This window comes from Streptomyces sp. NPDC006643 (assembly GCF_042870175.1).
In the GTDB taxonomy this organism is placed as follows: Bacteria; Actinomycetota; Actinomycetes; order Streptomycetales; family Streptomycetaceae; genus Streptomyces.
The window spans coordinates 221906-247397 of record NZ_JBIAHA010000010.1; the positions used below are offsets into that span (position 1 = coordinate 221906).

A 25492-nucleotide genomic window follows, 5' to 3' on the forward strand; every position below is an offset into this window, starting at 1 on the left:
GGAACGGCCGGGCTTCGTCGGCGGGTGGGGAACGGCGGCGCTTCGCCGGCGGCCGGCGGGTTCTACCGGGCAGGTGTGGCCGTACGGACTCCAACAGATGAACCGCCCGGCGCACGCCGGTTTCGATCAGGGGCCTGAACGGTTTCGCGGTGGCCGAAGTTCCGCCGGGACGGCCGAAACACCAATGCTCACGGGACGTTTCCCACGCGGAAAGATCCACGTTGTCGGGACCACCCTCGGTACGGCGAGAACACGGGTATGCGTGTCGTCATCGTCACAGAATCCTTCCCGCCCGATGTGAACGGCGTGGCGCACTGCGCCCTCCAGACCGCCCGGCACCTCGTCGCACGCGGCCATGACCCGCTCGTCATCGCACCGGCCTCGTCGTCCGCGGCATTCGCGGGCGCCGAGACCCCGTCCCCCTCCCCATCCTCCGCCGCCTCCCCGTCCTCCTCCGCCACCTTCTCCCCGTCCCCCCGCACGGCCTCTCCCCGCACAGCCGACTCCGACGCACCATGCCCCGTGGTGCGCGTCCCCTCCCTGCCCCTGCCCGGCTACCCCCAGGTGCGCGTCGCCCTCCCCAGCCGCCGCGTCGCCGCGACCCTCGCCGCGCACCGGGCCGACCTCGTACACCTGGCCGGGCCGTTCGTCCTCGGCGTACGCGGCATGGCAGCCGCCGCACGGCTGGGGATCCCCGCCGTCGCCGTCTACCAGACCGATCTCGCCGGCTACGCGCGTACCTACATGGGCGCGGGCGAGGCGGCTGCCTGGCGGCGGCTGCGCGCCGTGCACAGCGCGGCGGACCGCACGCTCGCCCCGTCCAGCGCCGCCGTCAGGGACCTGGAGGAGCACCGCGTACCGCGCGTGCGGCTCTGGCCGCGCGGGGTCGACACCGTCAGGTTCCGGCCCGCGCTGCGCGACGACGCGCTGCGCCGCCGGCTCGCCCCCAACGGCGAGTTGATCGTCGGATACGTCGGCAGGCTCGCGGCCGAGAAGCACGTCGAACTCCTGTCGGGCGTCTGCGGACTGCCCGGCGTCCGCGTCGTGATCGTCGGTGACGGGCCCAGCGAGCCGTCCCTGCGCACCACCCTCCCCGGCGCCGTGTTCCTCGGGCGCCGGACCGGCGACGAACTGGCGCGGATCTTCGCCTCGTTCGACGTCTTCGCGCACACCGGGCCCTACGAGACGTTCTGCCAGACCGTCCAGGAGGCCATGGCCAGCGGCGTCCCGGTGGTCGCCCCGGCCGCCGGCGGACCGATCGACCTCGTCGACCACGGCCGCACCGGGCTGCTGGTGCCGCCCCACGACGCGCGGGCCGTCACCGGCGCCGTACGGGACCTCCAGGCGGCCCCGGAACTGCGCGCCTCCTACGGACGCACGGCACGCGCCACGGTCGAGGGCCGGACGTGGGCCGCGGTCGGCGACCAACTGCTCGACCACTACGCCGAGGTCCTCGGCGAGCGCACGGCCGTGGTCGCATGAGCGACGTGGGTGCCGCCCCGGGCGGCATACGGATCGTCCGGCTGGCCAACTTCGTGACCCCGGCGTCGGGCGGCCTGCGCACCGCCCTCCAGCAGCTCGGGGCGGGCTATCTGGCCGCCGGGCACGAACCCGTCCTGATCGTGCCCGGCGAGCGAGCGAGCGACGAACGCACGGCACAGGGGCGGGTGATCACCCTGCCCGGAGTCGTACTGCCCGGCACGGGCGGCTACCGGGTGCTGACCGACCGCCGACGGCTGAGCGCCCTGCTCGACTCCGTCGCCCCCGACCGGCTTGAGGTCTCCGACCGCACCACCCTGCGGTGGACGGGGGAGTGGGCGCGCCGCCGCCGGATCCCGTCCGTCATGGTGTCCCACGAGACCGCGGACGGGGTGCTGCGCACCTGGGGCGTACCGGCCGTGGCGGCCGGACGGGCCGCCGACCGGCTCAACCGGCGCAGCGCGTGGTCCTATTCGCGCATCGTCTGCACCACCGAGTGGGCCGAGCGCGAGTTCGTCAGGATCGGCGCGCGCAACGTGGTGCGCGCGCCGCTGGGTGTCGATCTGGTGCGCTGCCGGCCGGAGCGGCGGCGCGCCGAGCTGCGTGCCCGGTACGCGCGGGGGGCGGACGTCCTTCTACTGATGTGCTCGCGGCTGTCCGTCGAGAAGCGGCCGGGCGCCGCGCTGGACGCCCTCGCCGCGCTCCGTGACCGGGGCGTGCGGGCGACGCTGGTGATCGCCGGGGACGGCCCGCTGGCGGGTGCACTGGCCCGCCGGGCGCGTGAGCGCCGACTGCCCGTGGTGTTCCTCGGGCACGTGGGCGACCGGGAGGAGTTGGCCGACCTCCAGGCCGCCGCCGACATCTGCCTGGCACCGGGACCGGCCGAGACGTTCGGCCTGTCCGCGCTCGAAGCACTCGCCTGCGGCACACCGGTCGTCGCGAGCGCCTCGTCGGCCCTCCCCGAGATCCTGGGCGCGGCGGGCGGTACGGCGGCGGACACGCCCGAGACGTTCGCCGACGCCGTACAGGGGCTCCTCGACCGGCCGGAGGCCGTGCGGCGCGCGGCGGCGCGGGCGCGGGCCGAGCTGTTCTCGTGGGACCGCGCGGTGGCGGCCTTCCTGACGGCGCACGAAGCGCCGGTGAGTACGGCTCAGGCCCCCCTGACGGGGGTACGGGCGGTCGTCCGGCCCGCAGGCGGCGGAGAGCCGGCCCGGGGCGCCGTCCTGCCGCCCACGGCGCCGGGGGCGTCCGTCGGGGCGCCGTCGACGCCGTCCGTGCCCGCCGCGCCGTCTGTCGTGGCGGCATCGGTACGGCGCCGGAACGGAGGCGCTCCGTGACCGTGTACGCGAACCGCGGGGTGCCGCCCGGAGTGCCAGAGGTGTCCCCCGCCCCGGCGGTGGCGCGGGCTCATGACGGAGGTGCGCGATGACCGTGTACATGAACTCCGAGGCGCCACAGGAGGCCACGGCTCCTGTGACGCCCTCCGTACCGAGGCCGAGGCCGCTGCGGTTCGCCGCGCTCGGCGACTCGCTCACGGCGGGCGTGGGGGACCGGGTGGACGGTGGCTGGCGCGGTTGGGCGGTACTGCTGGCCGAAGCGCTCACCCCGGCCGAGGGGGACGGCGACCGGGCGCGCCACGAGACGGCCGGTCGGGTGGGCGACGGAACGGCGGTGCTCGGCGGGTCGGCGTCTGACGGACGGGGCGACCGTGCGGCGCTCCCCGCCCGATGCCCGGGGGCCGTGCCCGGTGCCGGCCACGCCTCCGGCCCTCCGGCCACGTCGAGACCTCATCCGCCCGGCCGGGCCGCCCCCGCCGCCCCCGTCGAATCCGACCCGGCCGAATCCGCCCCGGCCTTCCGCAACTTCGCCACCAGCGGCGCCCTGACCCGCGACGTCCGTGCCGTACAGACCCCCGCCGCCCTCGCCTTCGCGCCCGATATCGCCTCCGTCGTCGTCGGCGTCAACGACACCCTGCGCCGCTCCTTCGACATCGCCTCCATCGCCCGCGCCCTCGACGAGGTCTGCGCCGCCCTCACGGCCCGCGGCACGGTCCTGCTCACCGCCTGTCTGCCCGACCCCGGCATCATGCTGGGCCTGCCCGCGCCGCTCGCGAGACCGCTCGCGCGCAGACAGCGCGCGGTCAACACCCTCGTGCACACGCTCTCCGCGCGGTACGGCGCCGTCCATCTGCACGCCGCAGACCCGGCGTGGGTCGCCGACCGCTCCCTGTGGAGCGCCGACCGGCTGCACCCCGGCGAACGCGGCCACCGGATGATCGCCGCGCGGTTCCACGCGATGCTCACCGCGCGCGGTCTGACACTGGGCCCGCCACCGCCCCGGGAGCCCGAACGGCCGCCGCCCGGCCGGACGGAGGCACTGCTCTGGCTGGCCACGGCCGGCGCCGGCTGGATGGTGCGCAGGAGCACCGATCTGCTCCCCGAACTGCTCTGGCTGGCGGGCGCCGAGGTCCGTCATCTGGTGCGCGGCACCGCCGCCCGCCTCGATCTGCGCGCCGATCTCGCCCTCACGCACGCGCTGACAGCACTGCCGCCGGCCGCTCCGCTTGCCAGAATGGGGGAATGACTGGGCGCTGGGAATTCTGGATCGACCGTGGCGGTACCTTCACCGATGTGGTGGGACGGCGGCCCGACGGGCGCCTTGTCACCAGAAAGCTGCTCTCTCACAACCCGGAGCAGTACAAGGACGCGGCGGTGGCGGGCATCCGGCTGCTGCTCGGCGTGGCACCGGACGACCCGGTGCCCGCCGACCGGATCGACGTCGTCAAGATGGGCACCACCGTCGCCACCAACGCGCTGCTGGAGCGCCGTGGCGAGCCGACCGTCCTGCTCGTCACCGAGGGCTTCGGCGACGCGCTGAGGATCGCGTACCAGAACCGCCCCCGCCTCTTCGACCGGCACATCGTGCTGCCGGAGGCCGTCCACGAGCGCGTCATCGAGGTCCCCGAGCGTGTCGACGCGCACGGCGTCACCGTCCGGCCGCTGGACACGGAGACCGTCGCCGCGCGGCTCCGTGAGGCGTACGACGACGGCTTCCGCAGCGCCGCCGTCGTCCTCATGCACGGCTACCGCCACCCCGACCACGAGCGCGCCGTCGCCGAAGCGGCCCGCGCCGCCGGCTTCACCCAGGTCAGCAGCTCCCACGAGGTCAGCCCGCTGATCAAACTGGTGCCACGCGGCGACACCACCGTCGTGGACGCCTACCTCTCCCCGATCCTGCGGCGTTACGTGGACGAGATCGCCGCCGAACTCCGGGGCATCCGGCTGATGTTCATGCAGTCCAACGGAGGGCTGCGGGAGGCCGCCCACTTCCGTGGGAAGGACGCCGTGCTGTCCGGGCCGGCGGGCGGTGTCGTCGGCATGGCCCGTACCGCCGGACAGGCGAGCTTCGACCGGGTCGTCGGCTTCGACATGGGCGGCACGTCGACCGATGTCTCGCACTACGCCGGGGAGTTCGAGCGCGAGCTGGGCACCCAGGTCGCCGGGGTCCGGATGCGGGCGCCGATGATGAACATCCACACCGTCGCCGCCGGCGGTGGCTCCGTGCTCCACTTCGACGGCCAGCGCTACCGTGTCGGCCCCGACTCGGCGGGTGCCGTGCCCGGCCCCGCCTGCTATCGCCGGGGCGGCCCGCTCACCGTCACCGATGCCAACGTGATGCTCGGCCGGGTCCAACCCGACCACTTCCCCGCCGTGTTCGGGCCGGACGGCGACCAGCCGCTGGACGCCGACGTGGTGCGGACGCGCTTCACCGCGCTCGCCGACGAGATCGAGGCGGCCACCGGCGTACGGCGCGCGCCGGCCGAAGTCGCCGCCGGTTTCCTGGAGATCGCCGTGCTCAACATGGCGAACGCCGTCAAGAAGATCTCCGTGCAGCGCGGACACGACATCACCCGCTACGCCCTCACCAGCTTCGGCGGCGCGGGCGGCCAGCACGCGTGCGCCGTCGCGGACGCGCTCGGCGTCGACACGGTGATCGTGCCGCCGCTCGCCGGGGTCCTCTCCGCGTACGGCATCGGGCTCGCCGACGCCACCGCCATGCGGGAGCAGTCGGTGGAGGCCGAACTCGGAGCCGAACTCGGAGCCGGGGACGGCGCGGGGGACGGCGCCGGGGACACACTGGGCCGGGTCCGTGAACTCTGCGCCGACCTCGCCGGACGCACCCGCGCCGAACTGCGCGCCGACGCCGTCCCGGACGCCGCGATCACCACCCACGCGCGCGTGCTGCTCCGGTACGCCGGAACGGACTCGAGTCTGGCGGTGCCGCTCGGCGACGTCGCCGACATGACGGCGGCCTTCGAGCGGGAACACCGCTCGCGCTACGCCTTCACCATGGACAAACCCCTGGTGGTCGAGGCCGTCTCCGTCGAAGCCGTCGGGAAGGCCGCGTCGCACGGCGCGTATTCGGCGGGCGAGCCCTCTTTGGAGGGCGACGGCGGGACCGTACCGCCCGCGACGGTACGGATGTTCGTCGACGGCACCGCGCGCGACTGCCCGCTCCACCGGCGCGCCGATCTGCGGCCCTCCGACACCGTCGAAGGCCCCGCGATGATCGCCGAGGCCGACGCGACGACGGTCGTGGACGCGGGCTGGCAGGCGGCGGTCGGCGACCTCGGGCATCTGCTCCTCACCCGCGTGACGCCCCGTCCCACCCGCGTCGCGGCGGGCACGGACGTGGACCCGGTGCTGCTCGAAGTCTTCAACAACCTCTTCATGGCCATCGCCGAGCAGATGGGCGTACGCCTGGAGAACACCGCCCACTCCGTCAACATCAAGGAACGGCTGGACTTCTCCTGCGCCCTCTTCGACGCCGACGGCAATCTCATCGCCAACGCGCCGCACATCCCCGTCCACCTCGGATCCATGGGCGAATCCATCAAGGAGGTGCTGAAGCGCGACGAGGGCTCGCTGCGACCGGGCGATGTGTACGCCGTCAACGACCCCTACCACGGAGGCACCCATCTGCCCGATGTGACGGTCGTGACGCCCGTCTTCGACGAACAGGGCGAGCAGCTCCGCTTCCTGGTCGCCTCGCGCGGCCACCACGCCGAGATCGGCGGCATCACCCCCGGCTCGATGCCCGCCTTCAGCAGGACCATCCACGAGGAGGGCGTGCTCTTCGACAACTGGCTCCTCGTACGGGACGGCAGGCTCCGCGAGACCGAGACCCGCGCCCTGCTCGCCGACGCGCCGCACCCCTCACGCGATCCGGACACCAACCTCGCCGACCTGCGCGCCCAGATCGCCGCCAACGAGAAGGGCATCGCCGAACTGCGCCGTATGACCGAGCAGTTCGGTTACGACGTCGTGGCCGCCTACATGGGCCACGTACGGCGCAACGCGGAGGAGTCCGTACGCCGCATCATCGCCGGGCTCAGCGACGGCGCCTACCGCTACGAGACCGACAACGGCGCCGTCATCGAGGTCTCCGTACGCGTCGACCGCGAGGCGCGCGCCGCCGTCATCGACTTCACCGGGACCTCACCGCAACAGGAGGGCAACTTCAACGCGCCCAGGTCCGTGGTGATGGCCGCCGTCCTGTACGTCTTCCGGACGCTGGTCGCCGACGACATCCCGCTCAACAGCGGCTGTCTGGCGCCGCTCGACGTACGGGTGCCGGAAGGATCGATGCTGTCGCCGACCTACCCGGCGGCGACGGTGGCGGGCAACGTCGAGACCTCGCAGGCCGTGACGGGAGCCCTGTACGCGGCGCTCGGCGTCCAGGCCGAGGGCTCGGGCACCATGAACAACCTCACCTTCGGCAACGAACGGGTCCAGTACTACGAGACGGTGGCCAGCGGATCGGGCGCCGGGGACGGCTTCGACGGCGCCGACGCCGTCCAGACCCATATGACCAACTCCCGTCTCACCGACCCCGAAGTGCTCGAATGGCGCTACCCGGTGCGGGTCGACGGATTCGCCGTCCGGGACGGCAGCGGCGGCCGTGGCCGCTGGACCGGCGGGAACGGAGTCGTACGGCGCATCCGCTTCCTGGAGCCCATGACGATCACCCTGCTCAGCGGGCACCGCACGGTGGCCCCGTACGGCATGGCGGGCGGCGAGCCGGGCGAACTCGGCGCCAACGAGGTGGACCGGGCCGACGGGACCCGTACCCCGCTGAAGGGGGTCGACTCGGTGGACGTGGCCGAGGACGACGTCCTCGTGCTGCGCACCCCCGGCGGCGGGGGATACGGCACACCGGAGTGAACTCGCGTGGGACGGCGGGCCGGTGGCCGGCCCGCCGCTCCGTCCCGCGCGCCGCCGCGCCGACTTGTCGCCCCGCGGCCGGACCGTGGAAGTCGCTGGGGCTTCTGCGTCGTTTCGACCGTTGTCAGTCCGAGGACCTAATCTGTTCAGCGTGACTTCGCCTGCCTCGACGGACCCTGTTCCGCCCCAGCTCAGCGCGGGGCCGCGGCTCGCCCAGGGCCCGGCCGCCGACGAAGGGCTGGCGCGGCGGCTGCGCGCGCTCGCGTGCACCGCGCCGCTGCACGACCTGGACACCCGCAAGGCCAATCTGGCGGGGGAGTACTCGGTCTACGCGATGGCGGAGGTCGCGCTCGCCGCGATCGACCTCGTGACGCTCAACATGGACTTCGACACCGGCGCGGACCACGAGCAGATAGTGGCCAGACTCCTGCCGCGCGTCGCGGCCCAGGCGCCGCACCGCCCCGCCACCGAGCACGAGCGGGTGGCCCGCTGGGTGCTGGAGAATCTGATCAACGTCGGCAGCGTCGACCGCGGTTTCCGCGCCGTGTACGGCACATTCGGCGCCGACGGCGTCTACACCCGCCGCGACTACGACTTCAAACTGATCGAGGAAGTCCCCGGCCACGGCGGCAGCGTCTATCTGCGCACCACCGACGAGGCGGTCAACGTGCTGGTGGGCGCGTTGGACACGGATGTCACCAGCGCGCAGATCGCCGCCGAGGTCAAGCTGGAGGTGCTGATCAACCGGGGCCGGCTCGCCGACGCCCAACTCGCCGCCGAACAGGCCCGGTACCGCACCGTGCAGTACGCGGAAACGCTCCGCAGGACCCTGGAGGCGACCCGGCGCAATGTCCGCGCGGTCGACTGGCTCAACGCGGTGCCGGACATGATCGCCGAAGCGCTCGACCATGTCGCCGACCGCTACCGCCACGAGAACGCGATCCTCAACAACATCCGCAAATCCCGTGACGAGGCGGAGACCGGCGCCGACCCCAAGACGGCCGAGCACAAACGGCGCGCCGCCGAACTGGTCGACATCGTCAAGGACTGCATCCGTCGGCACACCCAGCTCCAGTCCCGGCTGCTGGAAGCGGGACCGCTGTTCCGCGCCGAGCAGGACCGGCAGGCGTTCGCCGAGCCCACGACCCGGACCGGGCTCGACCTGTACGGCCAACTCCTCGCCCCGCTGCTGCCGTTGTCGGTCGATCGGGCGAGCCGCGTCACCGACGCCTTCTTCGCCCGAGGCACCGGGCTGCGCACGCCCGCCTCCGTCCGGGTCGGCGACCTCGTGGACCTGCTGCTCACGCCTCCCGTGGAGCGGCAGCACCTCGGCGCGGAGATGCCCGAGCCCGATCTGATCGCCACCCCCGACGACAGCCGCTTCAGCGAGGAACAACTGGCGAACGCGCGCGAACTGCTCGACCTGGAGCACGACGCGCCACGCAGACTCTCCGGGCTGCTCGCCGAGGCCCGCCGCCGCGATCCGGACCTGCCCTACCTGGTCGCGCTGCTGGCGATCCATGCCGCGAGCCCGCCGGTCGGTACGGCCTACCGGCAGGGCGAGGAGCGGCTGTTGTTCGCCGTGGACGACGGAACGCCCCTCGACGACGAGGAGTTCGGCGGCGCGGACCTCATAGTGGGCACCGCTCTGCTGGACGCCGCGGGGATGACCGCCGACCGTACGGACGCCGCATGACGCCCCTCGCCCGGTCGGCGGCCCGTACCGGCGCCCTCCCGCGCACCCGCGACACGACCACCCCCAGCAAGGAGCCACGCCCGTGAGCGACCACCAGGCAGAGCACGCCGCCGCGTGGGGCGAGCCGGGCGGCGCCGAGACGGCCCGCGCCTCCACCCCCGCGCCGCCCGGCGGCGCCCTCACCCCAGCCCTCACCCCTGCCGTCACCCCCGCCGACGCGGCCGACGCCGCCCGCCTCGTCTCCTTCGGACTCCAGCCCAAAGCGCTGCCCGCGCGCGACGCCGAATACGCCGACCTGCTGCGCCGCTACCGCGAGGACACGGCCTTCGCGCGCCTCGCCGACGCGGTGGCCACCGGCCTCGGCCTCGTCGTCCTGGAAGTCTCCGCCCGCACGGGCATGGCCGTGACGGCCGGTGAGGACTCCGTGTTCGCCGTCCGCATGGGCGACTACGCCCGGCGCGCCTCGACCGACTCGGCGGACCGCTTCCTGCACGGGCTGGCCCATCTCGCCGTCGCCGCCATGGCGTTCCCCCGCCCCGAGGACCTCGCCGACGACGGGTACATCGGCCGGATCACCGTCAACGGCGTCGACGCCTTCGTACGACAGGCCTGCCGCAGGCTGGAGGAACAGGCCGAGGAGCAGGGCGAGAACACCGACCCGGAGACCGACGCGCCCGGCCTCGAATCGGCCTGGCGCATCTACGCGCGCCGCAGCGCGACCGGCGCCACCAAGGACGCGCGCCGCCTCGCCGGCTCCACCACCGGCATCATCGGCAAGGCCATGGCCTTCCTCACCGACTCCGGCTTCCTGCACCGCACCGGCGACGACGCCGGAGGCGCGTACCGCACCACCGCCCGCTACCAGCTCCAGGTCCGTGACATGGCCGGCAGCGCCGCCCTGGCCGAACTGCTCGCGCTGGGCGTCGTACCGGTCAGCGACGGATCGGCGACGCTGCTCCCCCCACCCGACCCGGACGACCTCGATCTGGTCGCCGACGCCGGACTGCCGTTCCACTCCTGAGCCGGGCGGTCCACCGGCCCAGCCCCCCGCCCCCCACCGCACCGGTCCCCAGCCGGCCCCGGTCCTGATCACGACGAGAGTCCGCCGCCATGTACGAGCTGTCCCGGGTCCGCCTCTACTCCATCGGGCCTGCCGGTGCGCGCTACGCCGACACCGTGCTCGACCTGCGCGGAGTCGGCGAGCCGGTGCCCCACCCCGCCCCCACCCAGGCGGAGTTCTTCGAGGACGAGCCGGTCGGCCCGCCACGCCGCCCGGCCCCGGCCGGTGTGCTCTTCCTGGAGAACGGCGGCGGCAAGTCCGTCCTGCTCAAACTGATCTTCTCGGTGATGCTGCCCGGCCACCGCAACACCCTCGGCGGCGCCAGCTCCGGCGTGCTGCGCAAGTTCCTGCTCGCCGACGACTGCGGGCACGTCGCCCTCGAATGGCAGCACACCCTCACCGGCGAGCTGGTCGTGGTCGGCAAGGCCAGTGAATGGCGCGGCCGTCAGGTCTCCAACGACCCGCGCAAGTTCGCCGAGGCCTGGTACTCCTTCCGGCCGGGCCCCGGGCTGAGCCTCGACTCGCTGCCGGTCGCCGAGTCCACCGCAGTCCGGCGCCCCGTGGAGGGCGTCTCCGGCGCGCGCGGCCGGCGCCGCACGATGAAGGGATTCCGGGACGCCCTCACCGAGGCGGGCAAGGCGTACCCCCATCTCGACGTGCACTGGGAGGAGATCCACGACCGCTGGATCGAGCATCTCGGCGATCTCGGCCTCGACCCCGAACTGTTCCGCTACCAGCGGGAGATGAACGCCGACGAGGGCGAGGCCGCCGGCCTCTTCGCCGTCAAGAAGGACTCCGACTTCACCGATCTGCTGCTGCGTGCCGTCACCGACACCCGCGACACGGACGGGCTCGCCGACCTCGTCGGGGGCTTCGGCAACAAGCTCGGCCGCCGCGACGAGCTGACCGCCGAGCGCGACTTCACAGCGGGCTCCGTCGATCTGCTCGGCCGGATCGTCGACGCCGCCGACTCCCGCGCCCGCGCCCGCGAGATCCACGCCGGGGCCGAGCGCCGCACCCGCACCCTCGCACGCAGGCTCAGCGCCCGCGCCACCGAGGAACGGGGGCGGGTGGGCGATCTCGCCCAGCAGGTCACCGCCGCGGCCCACACCGTCACCGAGGCCGACCGGGCCCGTGGCCGCAGCGCGCTCATCGCCGCCGAACTGGCCTACCGGCACGCCTCTCTGGCCCTCACCGTCGCCGAGAAGGCCGCGGCGGCCCAGCGGCGCGAGCTGAGCGACGCCCGCACACTCCACTCCGCCTGGCAGGCCGCCGAGAACGTGCTGCGCCACCGTGCCGCCGCCGACCGCTCCGCGCGCGTGGCCGTCGCGATCCGCGAGGCCGAGCGCGACGCGGCACCCGCCCTGGCCGCCCGCGCGACCGCCGCCGCCGACCTCGTCCGCGCGCTGCACGCGGCGGCGGCCGACGGCGAGAGCCTGGCCAACGAGGAGGAGGAGCGTTCCGCAGCGCTCCAGGAAGTCGGCGAGGCCGCGCACCGCGACGCGACAGCGGCGGCCACCGAGGCGCAGCGCGCCCGCAGCGAGACCGGCCATCTGCGCCAGCGGCTGTCCGAGGTCGAGCAGGAGACCGCCGAGGCGGTCCGGGCCGGCTGGCTCGACGACGCGGCCCCCGACGCCGACCCGGCACGGGCCGCGCTCGCCGCCAGCGACGCGGAGAAGTCCGCGGTCGCCGTCTGGGACACGGCCAGGGAGGCGGCGCGCGCGGCGGCGGACCGGGCCAGGGAGGCCGCCGCCACCGAATCCCGCGCCGAGCTGGCCGAGGCCCGCGCCGTCGACGCAGCCCGCGCCGCCGAGCACGAGTACGACGCGGAGCGCCGTACCGCCGAGTCCATCGCCGAGGAGGAACGCCTCACCGAGCTCCTCGGCCTGCCCGGCGCCCCGCCCCGCGCAGGCGTCCCCGCACCACGCAGTGCCGCCCCGGGCGGCCCCGAAAAGCCTGCCGATCCCATGGCGGGCCCCGGCGGTACGAAGCGCCGCGACGCCGCCGGCTCCGCGGCCGGCCGGCCGTCCAGGGAGGCCGACGCCACGGCGACCCGCACCGGTCAGGGCCCGCTCACCGCCGAAGAACTCGACCGGTACGCCGACGACCTGCGCGGACTCCTCGACCAGGGCGTCGCCGCCGCCGAGCGCCAGCTGTTCGACCTCCGTACGGCCGCCGCCGACGACTCCCGCATCCTCGGGGCACTCGGCGACGGCGGACTGCTGCCACCGGGCCCCGACGTACTGGCCACCGTCGAATACCTCGGCGAACACGGCATCCCGGCCCTCCCCGGCTGGCGCTATCTCGCCCAGGCCGTCGACCCCGCCGACCACGCCGCCGTCCTCGCCGCCCGCCCCGAGCTGGTCGACGGCGTCGTCGTCACCGAACCCGCCTCGCACGCCAGGGCCCGCGAAGTCCTCTCCGGCGCCGCGCTCCTGCCGCGCTCCACCGTCGCCGTCGGTACGGCCGCGGCCCTGCTCGCCCCGGTGCCCGGCCCCGGCCCGCACGGTGACGCGTCAGGCGGCGAGGACACCGGCGTCTTCCTCGTCCCGCCCAATCCGGCCATGCACGACGAGCACGCCGCCGACGCCGAACGGCAGTCCCTGCGTGCCAAGTCGACCGCCCGCGACGAGGAGATCCGCACCCTGTCCGCCCGGCTCTCCGCCGACCGGGCCATCGCCGCGCGCCTCGGCTCCTGGCGGGCCACCTGCGCCCCCGGACGGCTCACGGAACTCGCGGAGACCGCGCGCGCCGCGGACGAGCTGGCACGCGCCGCCGGGGCCGAACTCGCCGAAGCCCGTTCGGCCCGGACCGAGGCGGACGAGGCCGCCGCCGACACCGCCCGCGTCCGCGACGAACGGCAGGAGGCCGCCCAGCGGGCCCGGCGTGTCGCCGACGCCCTCTCGGGCCTCGCCTACCGGCTGCGCGAACGGGCGGGCTGGCAGGTCAAGCTCCGCGAACTGGCCGACGACGCCGCCGAGTCCGAGGCCCGCGCCACCGCCTGTCTGGAACGAGCCCGCGCCGCCGACGAGGACCGCCGCGCCGCCCAGCGCGCCGCCGACGACGCCCGCCGCACGGCCCGCGCCCTGCGGGCCGAGCGGGCCGAGATCGCCGGCGCCCCCGAGAACGTGCCCGAGCCCGACGGCGACGCGCCCCGCACCGCGCTGCCCGCGCTGCGCGAGGCCTACCGGGCGGCCTCGCAGCTGTACGAGAAGGTCGGCGTCGGCGCCGATCTCCGCGCCGAACAGGCCCACGCCGAGAGCGACGAAGGCGCGGCCCTCGCCGAACTCGACCGGCTCAGCAACAAGGTCCGCACCCGCGCCGCCCAACTCCTGGAGAGCACGGACGGCGCCGACGGCCCGTCCCGGCAGGCCGCCGCCGCCCGCGCCGAATCGCTCGTCCAGATGCTGGAGTCACGCGCCTCGGCCGCCAGTGAGCAACTGGGCCGCCTGCGCGGCGAGGCCGAACGGCTCGCGCCCGCCGAGGGCGACGCCCACACGGACCTGCCCGAGAGCCAGGTTCCCGCCGATGTGGCCGAGGCCCAGGCCCTGCTCCGTACCGCCACGAACGAACTCGCCACCCGCACGGACGCGTTGGACACCGCCCGCTCCGCACACGGCGAACTGCTGCACGCACATCGCACCGCCGAGGACGCCACCGGCGGCTTCGAGGAGACGGCGGCCCTCCTCGCCGATCTGCTGCGGGGCTCGGCCTACGAGGACGCCGACGAGGCGGCGGAAGCGCCGGAGCCCTACCCCGGGAGCATCGAAGAGGCCCGGACGGCGGCTGCCGAGACGCGCCGCTCGCTGCGCGCCTGTGCCACGGATCTGTCGGCCGCCGACGCCGCCGTCCGGGAAGCGAGCGACATTCTCGTACGGCACGCCAACGCCACCCGCTACGAGCAGGTACGCACACCCGCCCGCCAGCAGATCCGCGAACTGCCGGCGGCGGCGCTGCCCGACCACGCCGCGAAGTGGGCAAGCGCCTTCGCCCCCCGGCTTCGGGTGCTCACCGACGAGTTGGAGCAACTCGAACGCAACCGCGACTCGATCGTCGACCGGCTGCGTGGGCTGGTGGAATCCGCGCTCACGACCCTGCGCTCGGCGCAACGGCTCTCCCGGCTGCCCGAAGGACTGGGGGAGTGGTCCGGCCAGGAATTCCTCCGCATCCGCTTCGAGGAACCGGATCAGGCGACCCTCACCGAACGGCTCGGCGAGGTCATCGACGAGGCGACCCGCGCCGCCCTCAAGAAGAACTCCGACCTCCGCAGGGACGGCATGTCCCTGCTGCTGCGCGGTGTCCAGGCGGCTCTCCAGCCCAAGGGCATCGCCGTGGAGATCCTCAAGCCCGACGCCGTGCTGCGCGCCGAGCGGGTGCCGGTCGGTCAGATGGGCGACGTCTTCTCCGGCGGCCAACTGCTCACCGCCGCCATCGCCCTGTACTGCACGATGGCAGCGCTGCGCAGCAACGACCGGGGACGCGACAAGCACCGGCACGCCGGCACCCTCTTCCTCGACAACCCGATCGGCCGCGCCAACGCGACGTACCTGCTGGAGCTCCAGCGCGCCGTCTCGGACGCCCTCGGCGTCCAACTCCTCTACACGACCGGCCTCTTCGACACGACCGCACTGGCCGAATTCCCCTTGGTGATCCGGCTGCGCAACGACGCGGACCTGCGGGCGGGCCTCAAATACATCAGCGTCGAGGAGCATCTGCGCCCCGGCCTTCCCCAGCAGGACCCGGACGCCGAGACGGTGCACGGCGAGATCACGGCCACGCGTATGTTCAAACGCTCCCAGCCCGCCGCCACGACGGCCGACGAGCCGAACGCGGCCGAGGAGACTGACACGGCCGGCGAGACGACCGCGACCGACCCGTCCGACGTCACCGGCCCGGCCGACGAGACCCCCGTGGTGCCGGCCGACCCGGCACCGGCAGACGCGCGATAGAACGACCGACGAGCCGCCGGGGCGCGGGCGTTCAGGCTTCGGAGAGCCTGCCGGCGCCCCGGCGTCGTATCCCGGCCGAGCCGTCGCGCTCCGCCGCGCGCGCCGTACGCCTGGCCCGGCGGCGCTCCCGGCGCAGCTGCCGCGCCGTGCTGCTCGGCACCGACACCACACCGTTGCGCTGATTCCACACCTGGCGCGTCACCCAGACGTCCAGCACGCCCCACGTCGCCACCACCGTGCTGCCCACGCTGCTCAGCACCATGGGGAAGGCCAGCCACGACCCCGCGAGAGTGCAGAAGAACGCCACCATCGCCTGCATCAGCGTCACCGACGCGATGATCACCGCCCGTACCGCCGCCGTCCGCACCGGGTCCGGCATCCGGCGCCGTATCGCGGGCTCCTCGACCCAGAGCCGCCGCGAGAGGCCCGTACCGCGCGGAGCGGGCAGCTCGACCTCGACCTCGGCCTTGCCCCCCGCCCTGTCCTTGGCCCTGCCCTCCGCCCTGCCTTTCGTCCCGGCCTCGCGCTCGGCTTCCGAAGGCGCCCTCCCGGCCGCCTTCGAAGCTGTTCTCGTGTCCGACTTCGTATTCATGGACCGCAACTCCCCACCACCGTCCGACATCAGGGTGATTGCCCGGCCCAGGCCGCTTCACGCGAACCATGGCACCGAATGTGCGGTGGGCCGCGCACCCGCGCCGCCCACCCGCCCCGTCCCTCGCCCCGAATTCCCCACCCCGAGTCGGTACTTCCGTACGTCAGTACCCATACATATAGACGAGCGACAGATCAGGAAGATTCCCGCGCACCTACAGTTCAGGCCATCCGATCGATTGCGAAAAGTGACGCGCCGCCAGGTACTGTGCGCCACAGCGGCGAAAGTCATCTCCGTGAATACCTGGACAACTCGTGATCAACCCGCCTGGGCGGGGCCGAAAATCGCCCGGACGTGTCTTCGAGTTGGAGGTGTGGCAGTAGTAGGCTCACGCCGTTTGTTGACGAGGATGTCCATTCTGATGAAGACGCCTTCCACGTCGGGTGGAAGGTCGAGCTGGGGGAGGCCATGCGCTTTCGCGGGAAGTCCATCCGCCGGAAGATCGTGGCGTTGCTCCTTGTGCCGCTCGTCTCCCTCACGGCCCTGTGGGCATTCGCCACCACACTCACCGGCCGCGAGGCCAACCAACTCCTGGATGTCGCCTACATCATCGACAAGGTCGCCGACCCCGTCGAGGACACGGTGCGAGTGGTCCAGCGGGAACGCCGCCAGACCTTGATCTACCTGGCCGACCCCCGTAACTCCGACTCCCTCGCCGAGCTGCGCCGCCAGCGCGCGGCCACCGACCGGGCCGTCACGAAGATCAAGGCGAACGCCGAGAACCCCTCGGTGCGCGACCAGATGAGCGGTGCCACCTCCGCACGCCTGACCTCCCTCACCGACGCCCTCGACGGCCTCGGCGCGCTGCGCCGCTCCGTCGAGAAGAGCACCGTCACCCGGGGCCAGGCGCTCGACTTCTACAACAGGCTCGTCGATCCCTGCCACAGCTTCCTGTCGGCGCTGCACGCCCTGGAGGACGTGGAGCTGGACAAGCAGGCGCGCGCCCTGGTCGGCATCGACCGCGCCCAGGAGATGCTCTCCCGTGAGGACGCGCTGGTCGTCTCCGCGCTGATCACCCGCCGCACCACCTCGGACGAGATCCGGCTGATATCCGATCTCGTCGCCAACCGCACCCTGCTCTACGAGACCAACCTCGACGTCCTGCCCGCCTCCGAGCGCGAGATCTTCGAGCAGTACTGGGGCGGCCCCGGCACCCAGCCGCTCCGTGAGGCGGAGGAACAGCTCATCACCGCGGGTCCGGGCAAGGACCCGGGCTCGGTGGACGCCGCACGCTGGCAGGAGACGTCCAACCCGGTCCTCGAAAACCTGGAGCGCGAGGGCGAGGCGGCCGACGAGCGCTACCAGGACCGGGTGGAGCCGGCCGGGTTCAACGTCCTCATACTGGCCGGCGTGGCCGGTGTGCTCGGCTTCCTCGCGCTGCTCGTCTCCCTGATCGTCTCCGTACGTGTCGGCCGCAGCCTCGTCCGCGACCTGTCCGGCCTCCGTAAGGAGGCCCATGAGGTGTCCGGTGTCCGGCTGCCGAGCGTCATGCGACGCCTCGCGGCGGGCGAGCAGGTCGACGTCGAGACGGAGGCGCCCCGACTGGACTACGAGCGCGACGAGTTGGGCCAGGTCGGCCAGGCGCTGAACACCCTCCAGCGCGCGGCTGTCGAAGCGGCCGTGAAGCAGGCCGAGTTGAGGCACGGGGTCTCCGAGGTGTTCGTCAACCTCGCCCGTCGTAACCAGGTTCTGCTGCACCGCCAGCTGACGCTCCTGGACACCATGGAGCGCCGAACCGAGGACACCGACGAACTCGCCGACCTGTTCCGCCTCGACCATCTGACCACCCGTATGCGGCGCCACGCCGAGGGCCTGGTGATCCTCTCCGGAGCCGCGCCGTCCCGCCAGTGGCGCAAGCCGGTGCAGCTGATGGACGTCGTACGGGCCGCGGTCGCCGAGGTGGAGGACTACGAGCGCGTCGAGGTCCGCAGACTGCCGAGGATCGGGGTGGGCGGCCCCGCCGTCGCCGACCTCACGCACCTCGTCGCCGAACTCCTGGAGAACGCCACGGTGTTCTCGCCCCCGCACACGGCGGTCCAGGTGCACGGAGAACGCGTCGCCAACGGGTTCACCCTGGAGATCCACGACCGCGGCCTCGGTATGAGTTCCGACGCGCTGCTGGACGCGAATCTACGGCTCGCGGAGACACCGGAGTTCGAGCTCTCCGACACCGACCGCCTCGGCCTCTTCGTCGTCAGCCGGCTCGCCCAGCGACAGAACGTACGCGTCTCCCTCCAGCCGTCTCCGTACGGAGGCACCACCGCGGTCGTGTTCCTGCCGGCGGCCCTCCTTACCGAGGCGCCCGAGACGCAGGGCACCGGATTCCGGCTCGACCGGCAGAACCTCTCGACCGACAACGGACGTGGCCGCGCCGACGGCCGACTGGCGTCGCTCTCGCAGGTTCCCACCGGGCTCAGCGGCAGCCGCTCCGTGCTCGACGGGCCCATCGAACTCGAACCGCCGCTCACCGGGCGGGAGTTCGACGACCTGCCCGCCCGCGGAGACTCCGTGGACGCGGGCGATCTCGGCAGCGGCGACCTGGAGGACACCGAGAGCGAGCGCGGCGGAATCTTCCGCGCCCGTGAACACCTGCGGGACACGCGCGGACGCGAGGCAGGGCAGCACCGCCAGGCCGCGGACCAGGACGGCTCCCACGGGCTCGGGCCCCAGGGTCCGCATGGCCTTGGCGGACGCGACGACGCCGATCCGCTCGGATTCCCGGCGCAGCTGCCCCGCCGCAGCCGTAAGACCCCGAAGCTGGTCGCCGACCACGGAAGGCGTCTGGACGAGCGGGGCGGCGCCCACCCGGCGTCGGACCCGTCGCCGGGCACCCCCGCGCCGTCCACGCCGAACGCGCCCGCGCCGGGCACAACCGATCCGAGGGCCTCCGTACCGAGCACCTCCGTACCGAGCGCCTCAGTACCGAGAACGTCCTTGCCGAACGCGTCCGTGCCGAACACGCCTTCACCGACGGACGGAGCCGCCGTGACTCCCGACGAGAACGGGTCTCCCACCCCGCTCGGCGGCCTTCCCCGCCGCGTCCGGCAGGCCAGCCTCGCGCCTCAACTGAAGGACGCGGTACGGGAAGAGGCCGAAGCCCCGCCCCCCGACGCGGCGGAACGCGACTACGAGCGGGACGCGGACCAAGTACGCAACCGTATGGCGTCCCTTCAACGGGGCTGGCAGCGTGGCCGCCAGCAGAACAGCGCCGAAGACACCGATGGCACAGTTGGCCCCGAAGGCATCAACGGCCCCGGCGACACAGCACGAACGACACCGGAGGGGGACGGTCGATGACCGCACCGAAAGCCGCAGCATCCGATTCCACACGCCGGAGCTCCGTTCCGGGCGATCTCAACTGGCTCCTGGACGAGCTGGTGGAACGGGTCGGCAGCATACGTAAGGCGATCGTCCTCTCCGGGGACGGCCTCGCCACCGGCACGTCCAAGGACCTGACCCGCGAGGACGGCGAACATCTCGCCGCCGTCGCCTCCGGCTTCCACAGCCTCGCCAAGGGCGTCGGCAGGCACTTCGAGGCGGGCAAGGTCCGGCAGACCGTCGTCGAACTCGACGACGCCTTCCTCTTCGTGACGGCGGCGGGTGACGGCAGCTGCCTCGCCGTACTCTCCGACTCCGACTCCGACGTCGGCCAGGTGGCCTACGAGATGACGCTCATGGTCAAGCGCGTCGGCGTCCACCTCGGTGCCGCGCCTCGCGCCGGACAGCCCGCCACCGGGTGAGTTGAATGTCATGAGTGGAGCAGGCGAGGATCCGAAGCAGTGGTTCGACGGAGACGCCGGACCGGTGGTGCGCCCGTACGCCATGACACGCGGCCGGACCAGCAGCGCGACCCGGCACCGGCTCGACCTGATCGCCATCGTCATCCCGGCACCCGCCGCCGACGACCCGTCCGGTGACCGGACACTGTCTCCCGAGCATGTGGAGATAGTCGAACTGTGCAGAGCAAGTCCTCAGTCGATCGCGGAACTCGCCGCGGGCCTGGACCTCCCCGTAGGGGTGGTCCGGGTCTTCGTCGGAGACCTGGTCGAGAACGAACTGGTGCACGTAACCCGTCCCGTTCCGCCGGCCGAGCTGCCGGACGTGAACATTCTCCGCGAGGTGATCAATGGTCTTCGGGCGCTCTAGCCGTGGACAGCGGCCGATCGAGCCGGTGACTCTGAAGATCCTGGTGGCAGGCGGCTTCGGGGTGGGCAAAACCACCCTCGTGGGCGCGGTGAGCGAGATCAAGCCGCTGCGTACCGAGGAACTGCTCACCGAGGCGGGCCGTCCGGTGGACGACATCGCGGGCATCGAGGGCAAGACCACGACCACGGTCGCGATGGACTTCGGGCGCATCACGCTCCGCGACGACCTGGTGCTGTATCTCTTCGGCACGCCGGGCCAGGACCGCTTCTGGTTCCTCTGGGACGAGTTGGCCCAGGGCGCGCTCGGCGCGGTCGTCCTGGCCGACACCCGGCGGCTGGAGGACTCCTTCGCGGCGGTCGACTACTTCGAGCGCCGGGAGATCCCCTTCGCCGTCGCCGTCAACTGCTTCGAGGACGCGGCCCGTTTCCCCGCCGAGACGGTCCGGACGGCGCTCGACCTCGACTCCGAGGTGCCGTTGCTGATGTGCGACGCGCGCCGCCGCGAGTCCGTCAAGGACGTCCTGGTGGCGGTCGTGGAGCACGCGATGAACCGCGCGCGGCGGCAGCGCGAGCACGCCTCCGCGGTCACCACCGGCTGACCGACCGCCCGTCACACGGCCCGTACCCCCACCGACAGGGGTACGGGCCGCGCGTCTCGCGCGCCGCCGTGCTCGTACGACGGATCCAGGCGTACGGCTCCGAGTACCGCCGGTCCCGTCCGGCATCCGTGGCCTCCACAGCGCGGCGGCTCTCGGCGCCCCGGCGCCCCACTGGTTCGGTCAGTTGCCGAGTTGCCCAGTTGCCCAGACGCTCCGGTGTTCAGCGGTTCTCGGCGAGCCACTTCGCGGCGATCTCGGCCAGCTCGGCGTCCCGCCCCGCCAGCATCATCCGGATCATCTGTACATCGCCGCGCAGCGACCACGCGGGGTGGCCGAAACTCGCGGGATTGTTCTTCTCGATGAAGAAGTGCGCGGGCCAGGCCGTTCCGTAGCCGATCAACGGCAGCGCCGCCGCGTACCGCTTCCGGCCACGCGCCAGGCCGTAGACGCTGACGGCGAGGCCGGTGAGCGTCCCCGTCAGATGGACCCAGCGGGTGGCCGCGCGGGAGTGCATCGCCACGTAGTAGGGCCAGAATTCCTCGTACGACTCGTATGTCGCCGTTGTCTCCGATGCCATACGGGCACCGTAACGGCTCCGCCCGGAAGGGGAAACGGGCAGGAGGAGAACCGAAAACGGGCGGCGTGCGTCCGACAGTAGTGAGCGGCCGGCCGGAGCCCACGGGGGTGGTCCCGGCCGACCGCTCACCTGCTGTTCCCGCCGGTCCTGAGGCCCGTTGGGCGTGCGCGCGTCGTCAGCGACGACCGATGACCGAGCGCCAGGAGACCGGGAAGTCGAAGTAGGTGTCGGGGAACAGCTCCGGCTTGTGGGTGAAGTGCCACCACTCCTCGGGGAGGTTGGTGAATCCGACGTCGGCCAGCGTGCTCTTCAGGAGCTGCCGGTTCGCGCGTTGCTCACCCTGGATCCGGGGGTCGTCGGTGTGCGACAGCGTGTCGAAGCAGTCGTAACCGGTCCCCATGTCCACGGAGTTGTCCCGGAACCGCTCACCCTGCGGCGCGTAACAGGGAACCAGCTTCTCGCCGGGCACATACGGCCGGGTCGGTGCGGCCGGCAGCTTCACGATCGTCAGGTCCACCGTGCTGCCCCGGCTGTGCCCGGACTGCTCGGCGATATAACCGTCGGCGAACAGTCTCGACTTGTCGACCTGTGGATAGAACTCCGGCTTCATCCGCTCGTCCTCCAGGTCCTTCGCCCAGCGGACGAAGTGGTCGACCGCCCGCTGAGGCCGGTAGCAGTCGTACACCTTGAGCGAGTAACCCTGCCGCAGCAGCTTCCCCTGCGCCCGCTGAAGCGCCCGGGCGGCGGGGCGCGTGAGGATGCAGAGCGGCTGCTCGTAGCCGGCGACCGGCTCACCCACGAAGTTGTGCGGGGTGACGTAGCGGATCTCCTGGATGATCGTCGGAGCCACGGTGCGCAGTGCCACGAACTCGTCGGGTGCCGAGGGTTCGGACGCCGGGGAGCCGGTACGCGGACCGGGTGTCCCGGTCGCCCCGGAGGCCCCCGGGGCCGCGGCGGTCACGGCGAGCAGAGTGGCCGCGGTGGCGGCCAGCGCGCGGAGCGCGGAAGCGAGTCGTGTCATGGGCACACCATCTATCAGTTCCTCGGCCCGCGGGAAAGAGTGATCGGCTACAGTCCGCGCGTGCCCGACGCCGAGAAGACCCCCGAGCAGACCTCCGAGCAGATCTCCGAGAAGACCCCCGAGCGGATCTCCGACAACGCCTCCGAGTACCACTATGTGAGGAACTCCCACTGCGGCAGCTGCGGCTCGCCCTACCCCGCCGGCGTCGGCTGGCCACGCACCTGCCGCGTCTGCGGCGACACCGCCTACCGCAATCCGCTGCCGGTCGCGGTGACCCTGCTGCCCGTGACCGACGACCGGGGCACCTCGCTCGTCGTCATCACCCGCACGATCGAACCCCGGCTCGGCCACCTGGCGCTCCCCGGCGGCTTCGTCGACCACGCCGAGGACTGGCGGCACGCCGCCGTACGGGAGTTGCGCGAGGAGACGGGCATCGAGGCCGACGCACGCGACGTCCGACCGGCCGACGCGATGAGCACGCCCGACGGCGCCCATCTGCTGCTCTTCGCGCTGCTGCCGAAACGCCCCGTCGCCGAGCTGCCCCCGTCCATGGCCACGGACGAGACCGAGGGCTGGCAGCTGCTGCGGGCCCCGGCCGAGCTGGGGTTCCCGCTGCACACGGCGGCGGTACGCGCCTGGTTCGCGGGCCGGTACGACGGCACCGCTCCGCCCGCTCCCGTGCACCCCGCCTGATCCGTCGACAGGTGCTACCGCCGCACGCGCACCGGCAGTTCCGGCGGCACCACCCCGTCGTCCGTCACACGCTCCACCACCACTTCGTCGCCGACCAGCCGCGACGTGTACCGCTCCACTTCCGGATACGCCCACCCGTCCCCGGCGTCCCGCACCACCAGTCCGCCCCCCGTACGCCCCGGCGCCGGCGGCCACACCTCCAACTCCACGCCCCCGGCCGCGCCGTCGGGGCCGTCCGCGCCCCGGACCGGAATCACCGAACCCGCCCGCGCCAGCACCGGAATCCGGGACTTCGGCGCGTCCAGCAGGACCTGCCCCGGCCCCTCGTACGCGGCCCCGGTCGCCGTGTCGTACCAGCGCCCGCGCGGCAGCCGTACCGCGCGCCGCTCCGTCCCCGCCTCCAGCACCGGCGCCACCAGCAGCGAGTCCCCGAGCAGGAACGCGTCCTCGCAGTCGCGCAGCGCCCGGTCCTCCGGCGCGCCCCACCACACGGGACGGGCGTACGGCGCGCCCGTCAGCCGTGCCAGCTGGGCCAGCGTCATGAAGTACGGCGCCAGCCGCTCCCGCTCCAGGAGCGCCGTACGCGCGTGGCCGAGCACCTCGTCGCCGAACTCCCACGGCTCCCTGCGCCCCGCGTCGATCGCCGAGTGGGTACGGAACAGCGGCATATACGCGCCCAGTTGGTACCAGCGCAGAAACAGCTCCGGCGACGGACTCCCGGTGAAGCCGCCCACGTCCGGCCCCGAGTACGGCACCCCGCACAGCCCCAGCCCCAGCACCAGGGACAGCGAGGCGCGCAGCCCCGGCCAGCCGGTCGCCACATCCCCCGACCAGGTCCCGCCGTACCGCTGCATCCCCGCCCACCCGGAGCGGGAGAAGAGAAACGGCCGCTCGTCGGGCCGCAGCCGCCGCAGCCCCTCGTACCCGGCCATTCCCATCGTCAGCCCGTACACGTTGTGGGCCTCCCGGTGATCGCCACCGCGCCCGTCGAGGGCGTGCCTGGCCGACAGAGGCAGCGTCATGTCCCCGAAGGGGGCGAACGACACCGGCTCGTTCATGTCGTGCCAGACACCCGAGAAGCCCTGCGCGAGCCGCTCCTCGTAAAGAGAGCCCCACCACTCACGCACCGCCGGATCGGTGAAGTCCGGGTAGACGCACTCACCGGGCCAGACCTCGCCCCGTACGTCGTCGCCGCGCGCGTCCCGGACGAACGCGCCCGCCGCCGAACCGCTGTCGTAGGTCTCGTTCCCCGGCTCCGCCTTCACCGCCGGATCGACGATCGAGACCAGCCGTACCCCCTCCGCCCGCAACTCCTTGGCCAGAGCGGGCAGATCGGGGAAACGCCCCCGGTCCACGGTGAACACCCGGTGGCCGTCGTGGTGATCGATGTCCAGATGCAGCGCCGACAACGGCATCCCGCGCTCGCGGTAGCCGGTCACGATCCGCCGTACACCCTCGGCGCCGCCGAAACCCCACCGCGCGTGCTGCGGCCCCAGCGCCCACGAAGGAGGCAGCGCCGGGGGACCGGTCAGAGCTGTCCATCCGTGCAGTACCCGCGCGGGCGTGCCGAGCAGCACCCAGCAGCGCAGCGGCCCGCCGTCCATCCGTACCTCGGACGTACCCGGCCGGTCGTGACCGGAGCCCGCGCCCTCCTCGCCCTCTTTAAGAGTGACGCGCCCGACCCACGAGTTGTCGTAGAAGGCGAGATGTGTCCCCGCGTCCGCCACCACCAGCTGCACCGGCATCGTGATCGAGAGCGGATCGTCGCCGGGTCCGAAACCGCCCCCCGGGTCGGTGTTCCACAGCCGGTACACGCCGTCGCGCAGCCGCGGCCCCGACGCCCGCCCGCCGAGCCCGAAGAAGCGCGCGTCGGCGGCCACCTCGGCCCGCTGCGCCCAGCGCGCGGGACCGCCGCCGTCCACCGGCTCCCACCAACGCGGCGGCAGCTCACGCCGCAGCACGACACCCCCCGGTGTCGCGACCTCCACACCACCGTGCCGGGAGACCGCCACCGTCACGCGCTCGGACACCACCCGCCAGCCGCCGTCCTTGTCGGGCTCCAGCAGCGCCCGCGGATCGGGCTCCGGCGGATCGCCCGCCAGCGCGTACGACGGCACGGGGTCGGCCCCGTCCCACCCCCAGAACACCCCGCCGCCCACCGCCACCCACACCCGCAGCTCGGCCCGCGCGAACCGGACGATCCCGCCACCCGCCAACGGCTCCGCGCCCCTGACCGGTCCGGGCACCCTGGCCCGCTCCGCGCCGCGCGCCGGCAGATCCCGCTCGTCCGTACGGCGGCGGCGCCAGGCCGACCGCACCGTCCGCATCCCCCGTACCGAACCGGCATCTTTCATCGAGCGCAGCAGTTCACGACCGTCCATGCTGCTCAGCCTGCCA

At 73.2% G+C, this 25492-nt stretch carries 16 protein-coding genes; 12 read left to right on the forward strand and 4 right to left on the reverse strand.

Annotated features, from left to right (window positions below):
• The first annotated feature begins 258 nt into the window (after positions 1-258).
• The 7 genes from ACFYNU_RS16220 (at position 259) to ACFYNU_RS16250 (ending at position 15408) form a co-directional block, all read left to right on the forward strand.
• Positions 259-1482, forward strand: coding sequence for a glycosyltransferase family 1 protein (locus ACFYNU_RS16220; RefSeq protein WP_356594969.1), 1224 nt, complete (start codon positions 259-261; stop codon positions 1480-1482).
• The gene (locus ACFYNU_RS16225) at positions 1479-2816 is read left to right on the forward strand and encodes a glycosyltransferase (protein WP_356594967.1); all 1338 of its coding nucleotides are present in this window, start codon (positions 1479-1481) and stop codon (positions 2814-2816) included. Before ACFYNU_RS16220 ends, ACFYNU_RS16225 begins: the two co-directional genes overlap by 4 nt.
• A gap of 100 nt (positions 2817-2916) precedes the next feature.
• Positions 2917-4062 carry an SGNH/GDSL hydrolase family protein gene (locus tag ACFYNU_RS16230; RefSeq protein ID WP_356595062.1) on the forward strand — a complete coding sequence of 382 codons (1146 nt, stop codon included), beginning with the start codon at positions 2917-2919 and terminating at the stop codon, positions 4060-4062.
• Positions 4059-7703 (forward strand): hydantoinase B/oxoprolinase family protein, encoded by a 3645-nt coding sequence (locus ACFYNU_RS16235; protein ID WP_356594965.1) that lies wholly within the window; start codon positions 4059-4061, stop codon positions 7701-7703. Before ACFYNU_RS16230 ends, ACFYNU_RS16235 begins: the two co-directional genes overlap by 4 nt.
• A 151-nt stretch (positions 7704-7854) precedes the next feature.
• Entirely contained in the window at positions 7855-9399 is a 1545-nt protein-coding gene (locus ACFYNU_RS16240; RefSeq protein ID WP_356594963.1) for a hypothetical protein, read from the forward strand.
• An 82-nt stretch (positions 9400-9481) separates the two neighbouring features.
• Positions 9482-10420: a hypothetical protein gene (locus ACFYNU_RS16245; protein ID WP_356594961.1), complete on the forward strand. Its 939-nt coding sequence runs from the start codon at positions 9482-9484 to the stop codon at positions 10418-10420.
• Positions 10421-10509: 89 nt separating this feature from the next.
• The gene (locus tag ACFYNU_RS16250; protein ID WP_356594959.1) at positions 10510-15408 is read left to right on the forward strand and encodes a hypothetical protein; all 4899 of its coding nucleotides are present in this window, start codon (positions 10510-10512) and stop codon (positions 15406-15408) included.
• A gap of 31 nt (positions 15409-15439) precedes the next feature.
• On the opposite strand, the gene ACFYNU_RS16255 is transcribed toward ACFYNU_RS16250, so the two are convergent.
• Positions 15440-16000, reverse strand: a complete 561-nt coding sequence (locus ACFYNU_RS16255) for a hypothetical protein (protein ID WP_356594957.1) — start codon at positions 15998-16000, stop codon at positions 15440-15442.
• Positions 16001-16468: 468 nt separating this feature from the next.
• Here ACFYNU_RS16255 and ACFYNU_RS16260 point away from each other — a divergent pair, with 468 nt between their 5' ends.
• The 4 genes from ACFYNU_RS16260 to ACFYNU_RS16275 are packed head-to-tail and all read left to right on the forward strand — an operon-like array spanning position 16469 to position 20804.
• A complete protein-coding gene (locus ACFYNU_RS16260) occupies positions 16469-19357 on the forward strand; it encodes a nitrate- and nitrite sensing domain-containing protein (protein WP_356594955.1) in 2889 nt (962 codons plus the stop codon).
• The gene (locus ACFYNU_RS16265; protein WP_356594953.1) at positions 19354-19800 is read left to right on the forward strand and encodes a roadblock/LC7 domain-containing protein; all 447 of its coding nucleotides are present in this window, start codon (positions 19354-19356) and stop codon (positions 19798-19800) included. Before ACFYNU_RS16260 ends, ACFYNU_RS16265 begins: the two co-directional genes overlap by 4 nt.
• Positions 19801-19810: 10 nt before the next feature.
• Positions 19811-20206 (forward strand): DUF742 domain-containing protein, encoded by a 396-nt coding sequence (locus tag ACFYNU_RS16270; RefSeq protein WP_023543049.1) that lies wholly within the window; start codon positions 19811-19813, stop codon positions 20204-20206.
• Positions 20187-20804, forward strand: a complete 618-nt coding sequence (locus tag ACFYNU_RS16275; RefSeq protein ID WP_356594950.1) for an ATP/GTP-binding protein — start codon at positions 20187-20189, stop codon at positions 20802-20804. The genes ACFYNU_RS16270 and ACFYNU_RS16275 overlap by 20 nt, the downstream gene beginning before the upstream one ends.
• Positions 20805-21024: 220 nt before the next feature.
• Here ACFYNU_RS16275 and ACFYNU_RS16280 read toward each other — a convergent pair whose 3' ends face one another.
• Both ACFYNU_RS16280 and ACFYNU_RS16285 read right to left on the reverse strand, forming a co-directional pair.
• Positions 21025-21381 (reverse strand): DUF962 domain-containing protein, encoded by a 357-nt coding sequence (locus ACFYNU_RS16280; protein WP_356594948.1) that lies wholly within the window; start codon positions 21379-21381, stop codon positions 21025-21027.
• Between the two features lie 175 nt (positions 21382-21556).
• Positions 21557-22402, reverse strand: a complete 846-nt coding sequence (locus tag ACFYNU_RS16285; protein ID WP_356594946.1) for a M15 family metallopeptidase — start codon at positions 22400-22402, stop codon at positions 21557-21559.
• Between the two features lie 156 nt (positions 22403-22558).
• Here ACFYNU_RS16285 and ACFYNU_RS16290 point away from each other — a divergent pair, with 156 nt between their 5' ends.
• Positions 22559-23095, forward strand: coding sequence for an NUDIX domain-containing protein (locus ACFYNU_RS16290; RefSeq protein WP_356595060.1), 537 nt, complete (start codon positions 22559-22561; stop codon positions 23093-23095).
• A 14-nt stretch (positions 23096-23109) separates the two neighbouring features.
• Here ACFYNU_RS16290 and ACFYNU_RS16295 read toward each other — a convergent pair whose 3' ends face one another.
• Positions 23110-25476 carry a glycoside hydrolase family 31 protein gene (locus ACFYNU_RS16295; RefSeq protein ID WP_356594944.1) on the reverse strand — a complete coding sequence of 789 codons (2367 nt, stop codon included), beginning with the start codon at positions 25474-25476 and terminating at the stop codon, positions 23110-23112.
• Positions 25477-25492 lie beyond the last annotated feature (16 nt).

What these genes read in the sequence shown, in the direction of transcription:
- ACFYNU_RS16230 (WP_356595062.1), top strand. Translation starts at nt 2,917, where the DNA reads ATGAACTCCGAGGCGCCACAGGAGGCCACGGCTCCTGTGACGCCCTCC.
- ACFYNU_RS16275 (WP_356594950.1), top strand. Translation starts at nt 20,187, where the DNA reads ATGGTCTTCGGGCGCTCTAGCCGTGGACAGCGGCCGATCGAGCCGGTG.
- ACFYNU_RS16255 (WP_356594957.1), bottom strand. Translation starts at nt 16,000, where the DNA reads ATGAATACGAAGTCGGACACGAGAACAGCTTCGAAGGCGGCCGGGAGG.
- ACFYNU_RS16225 (WP_356594967.1), top strand. Translation starts at nt 1,479, where the DNA reads ATGAGCGACGTGGGTGCCGCCCCGGGCGGCATACGGATCGTCCGGCTG.
- ACFYNU_RS16270 (WP_023543049.1), top strand. Translation starts at nt 19,811, where the DNA reads ATGAGTGGAGCAGGCGAGGATCCGAAGCAGTGGTTCGACGGAGACGCC.
- ACFYNU_RS16235 (WP_356594965.1), top strand. Translation starts at nt 4,059, where the DNA reads ATGACTGGGCGCTGGGAATTCTGGATCGACCGTGGCGGTACCTTCACC.
- ACFYNU_RS16280 (WP_356594948.1), bottom strand. Translation starts at nt 21,381, where the DNA reads ATGGCATCGGAGACAACGGCGACATACGAGTCGTACGAGGAATTCTGG.
- ACFYNU_RS16260 (WP_356594955.1), top strand. Translation starts at nt 16,469, where the DNA reads ATGCGCTTTCGCGGGAAGTCCATCCGCCGGAAGATCGTGGCGTTGCTC.
- ACFYNU_RS16285 (WP_356594946.1), bottom strand. Translation starts at nt 22,402, where the DNA reads ATGACACGACTCGCTTCCGCGCTCCGCGCGCTGGCCGCCACCGCGGCC.
- ACFYNU_RS16295 (WP_356594944.1), bottom strand. Translation starts at nt 25,476, where the DNA reads ATGGACGGTCGTGAACTGCTGCGCTCGATGAAAGATGCCGGTTCGGTA.
- ACFYNU_RS16265 (WP_356594953.1), top strand. Translation starts at nt 19,354, where the DNA reads ATGACCGCACCGAAAGCCGCAGCATCCGATTCCACACGCCGGAGCTCC.
- ACFYNU_RS16220 (WP_356594969.1), top strand. Translation starts at nt 259, where the DNA reads ATGCGTGTCGTCATCGTCACAGAATCCTTCCCGCCCGATGTGAACGGC.
- ACFYNU_RS16250 (WP_356594959.1), top strand. Translation starts at nt 10,510, where the DNA reads ATGTACGAGCTGTCCCGGGTCCGCCTCTACTCCATCGGGCCTGCCGGT.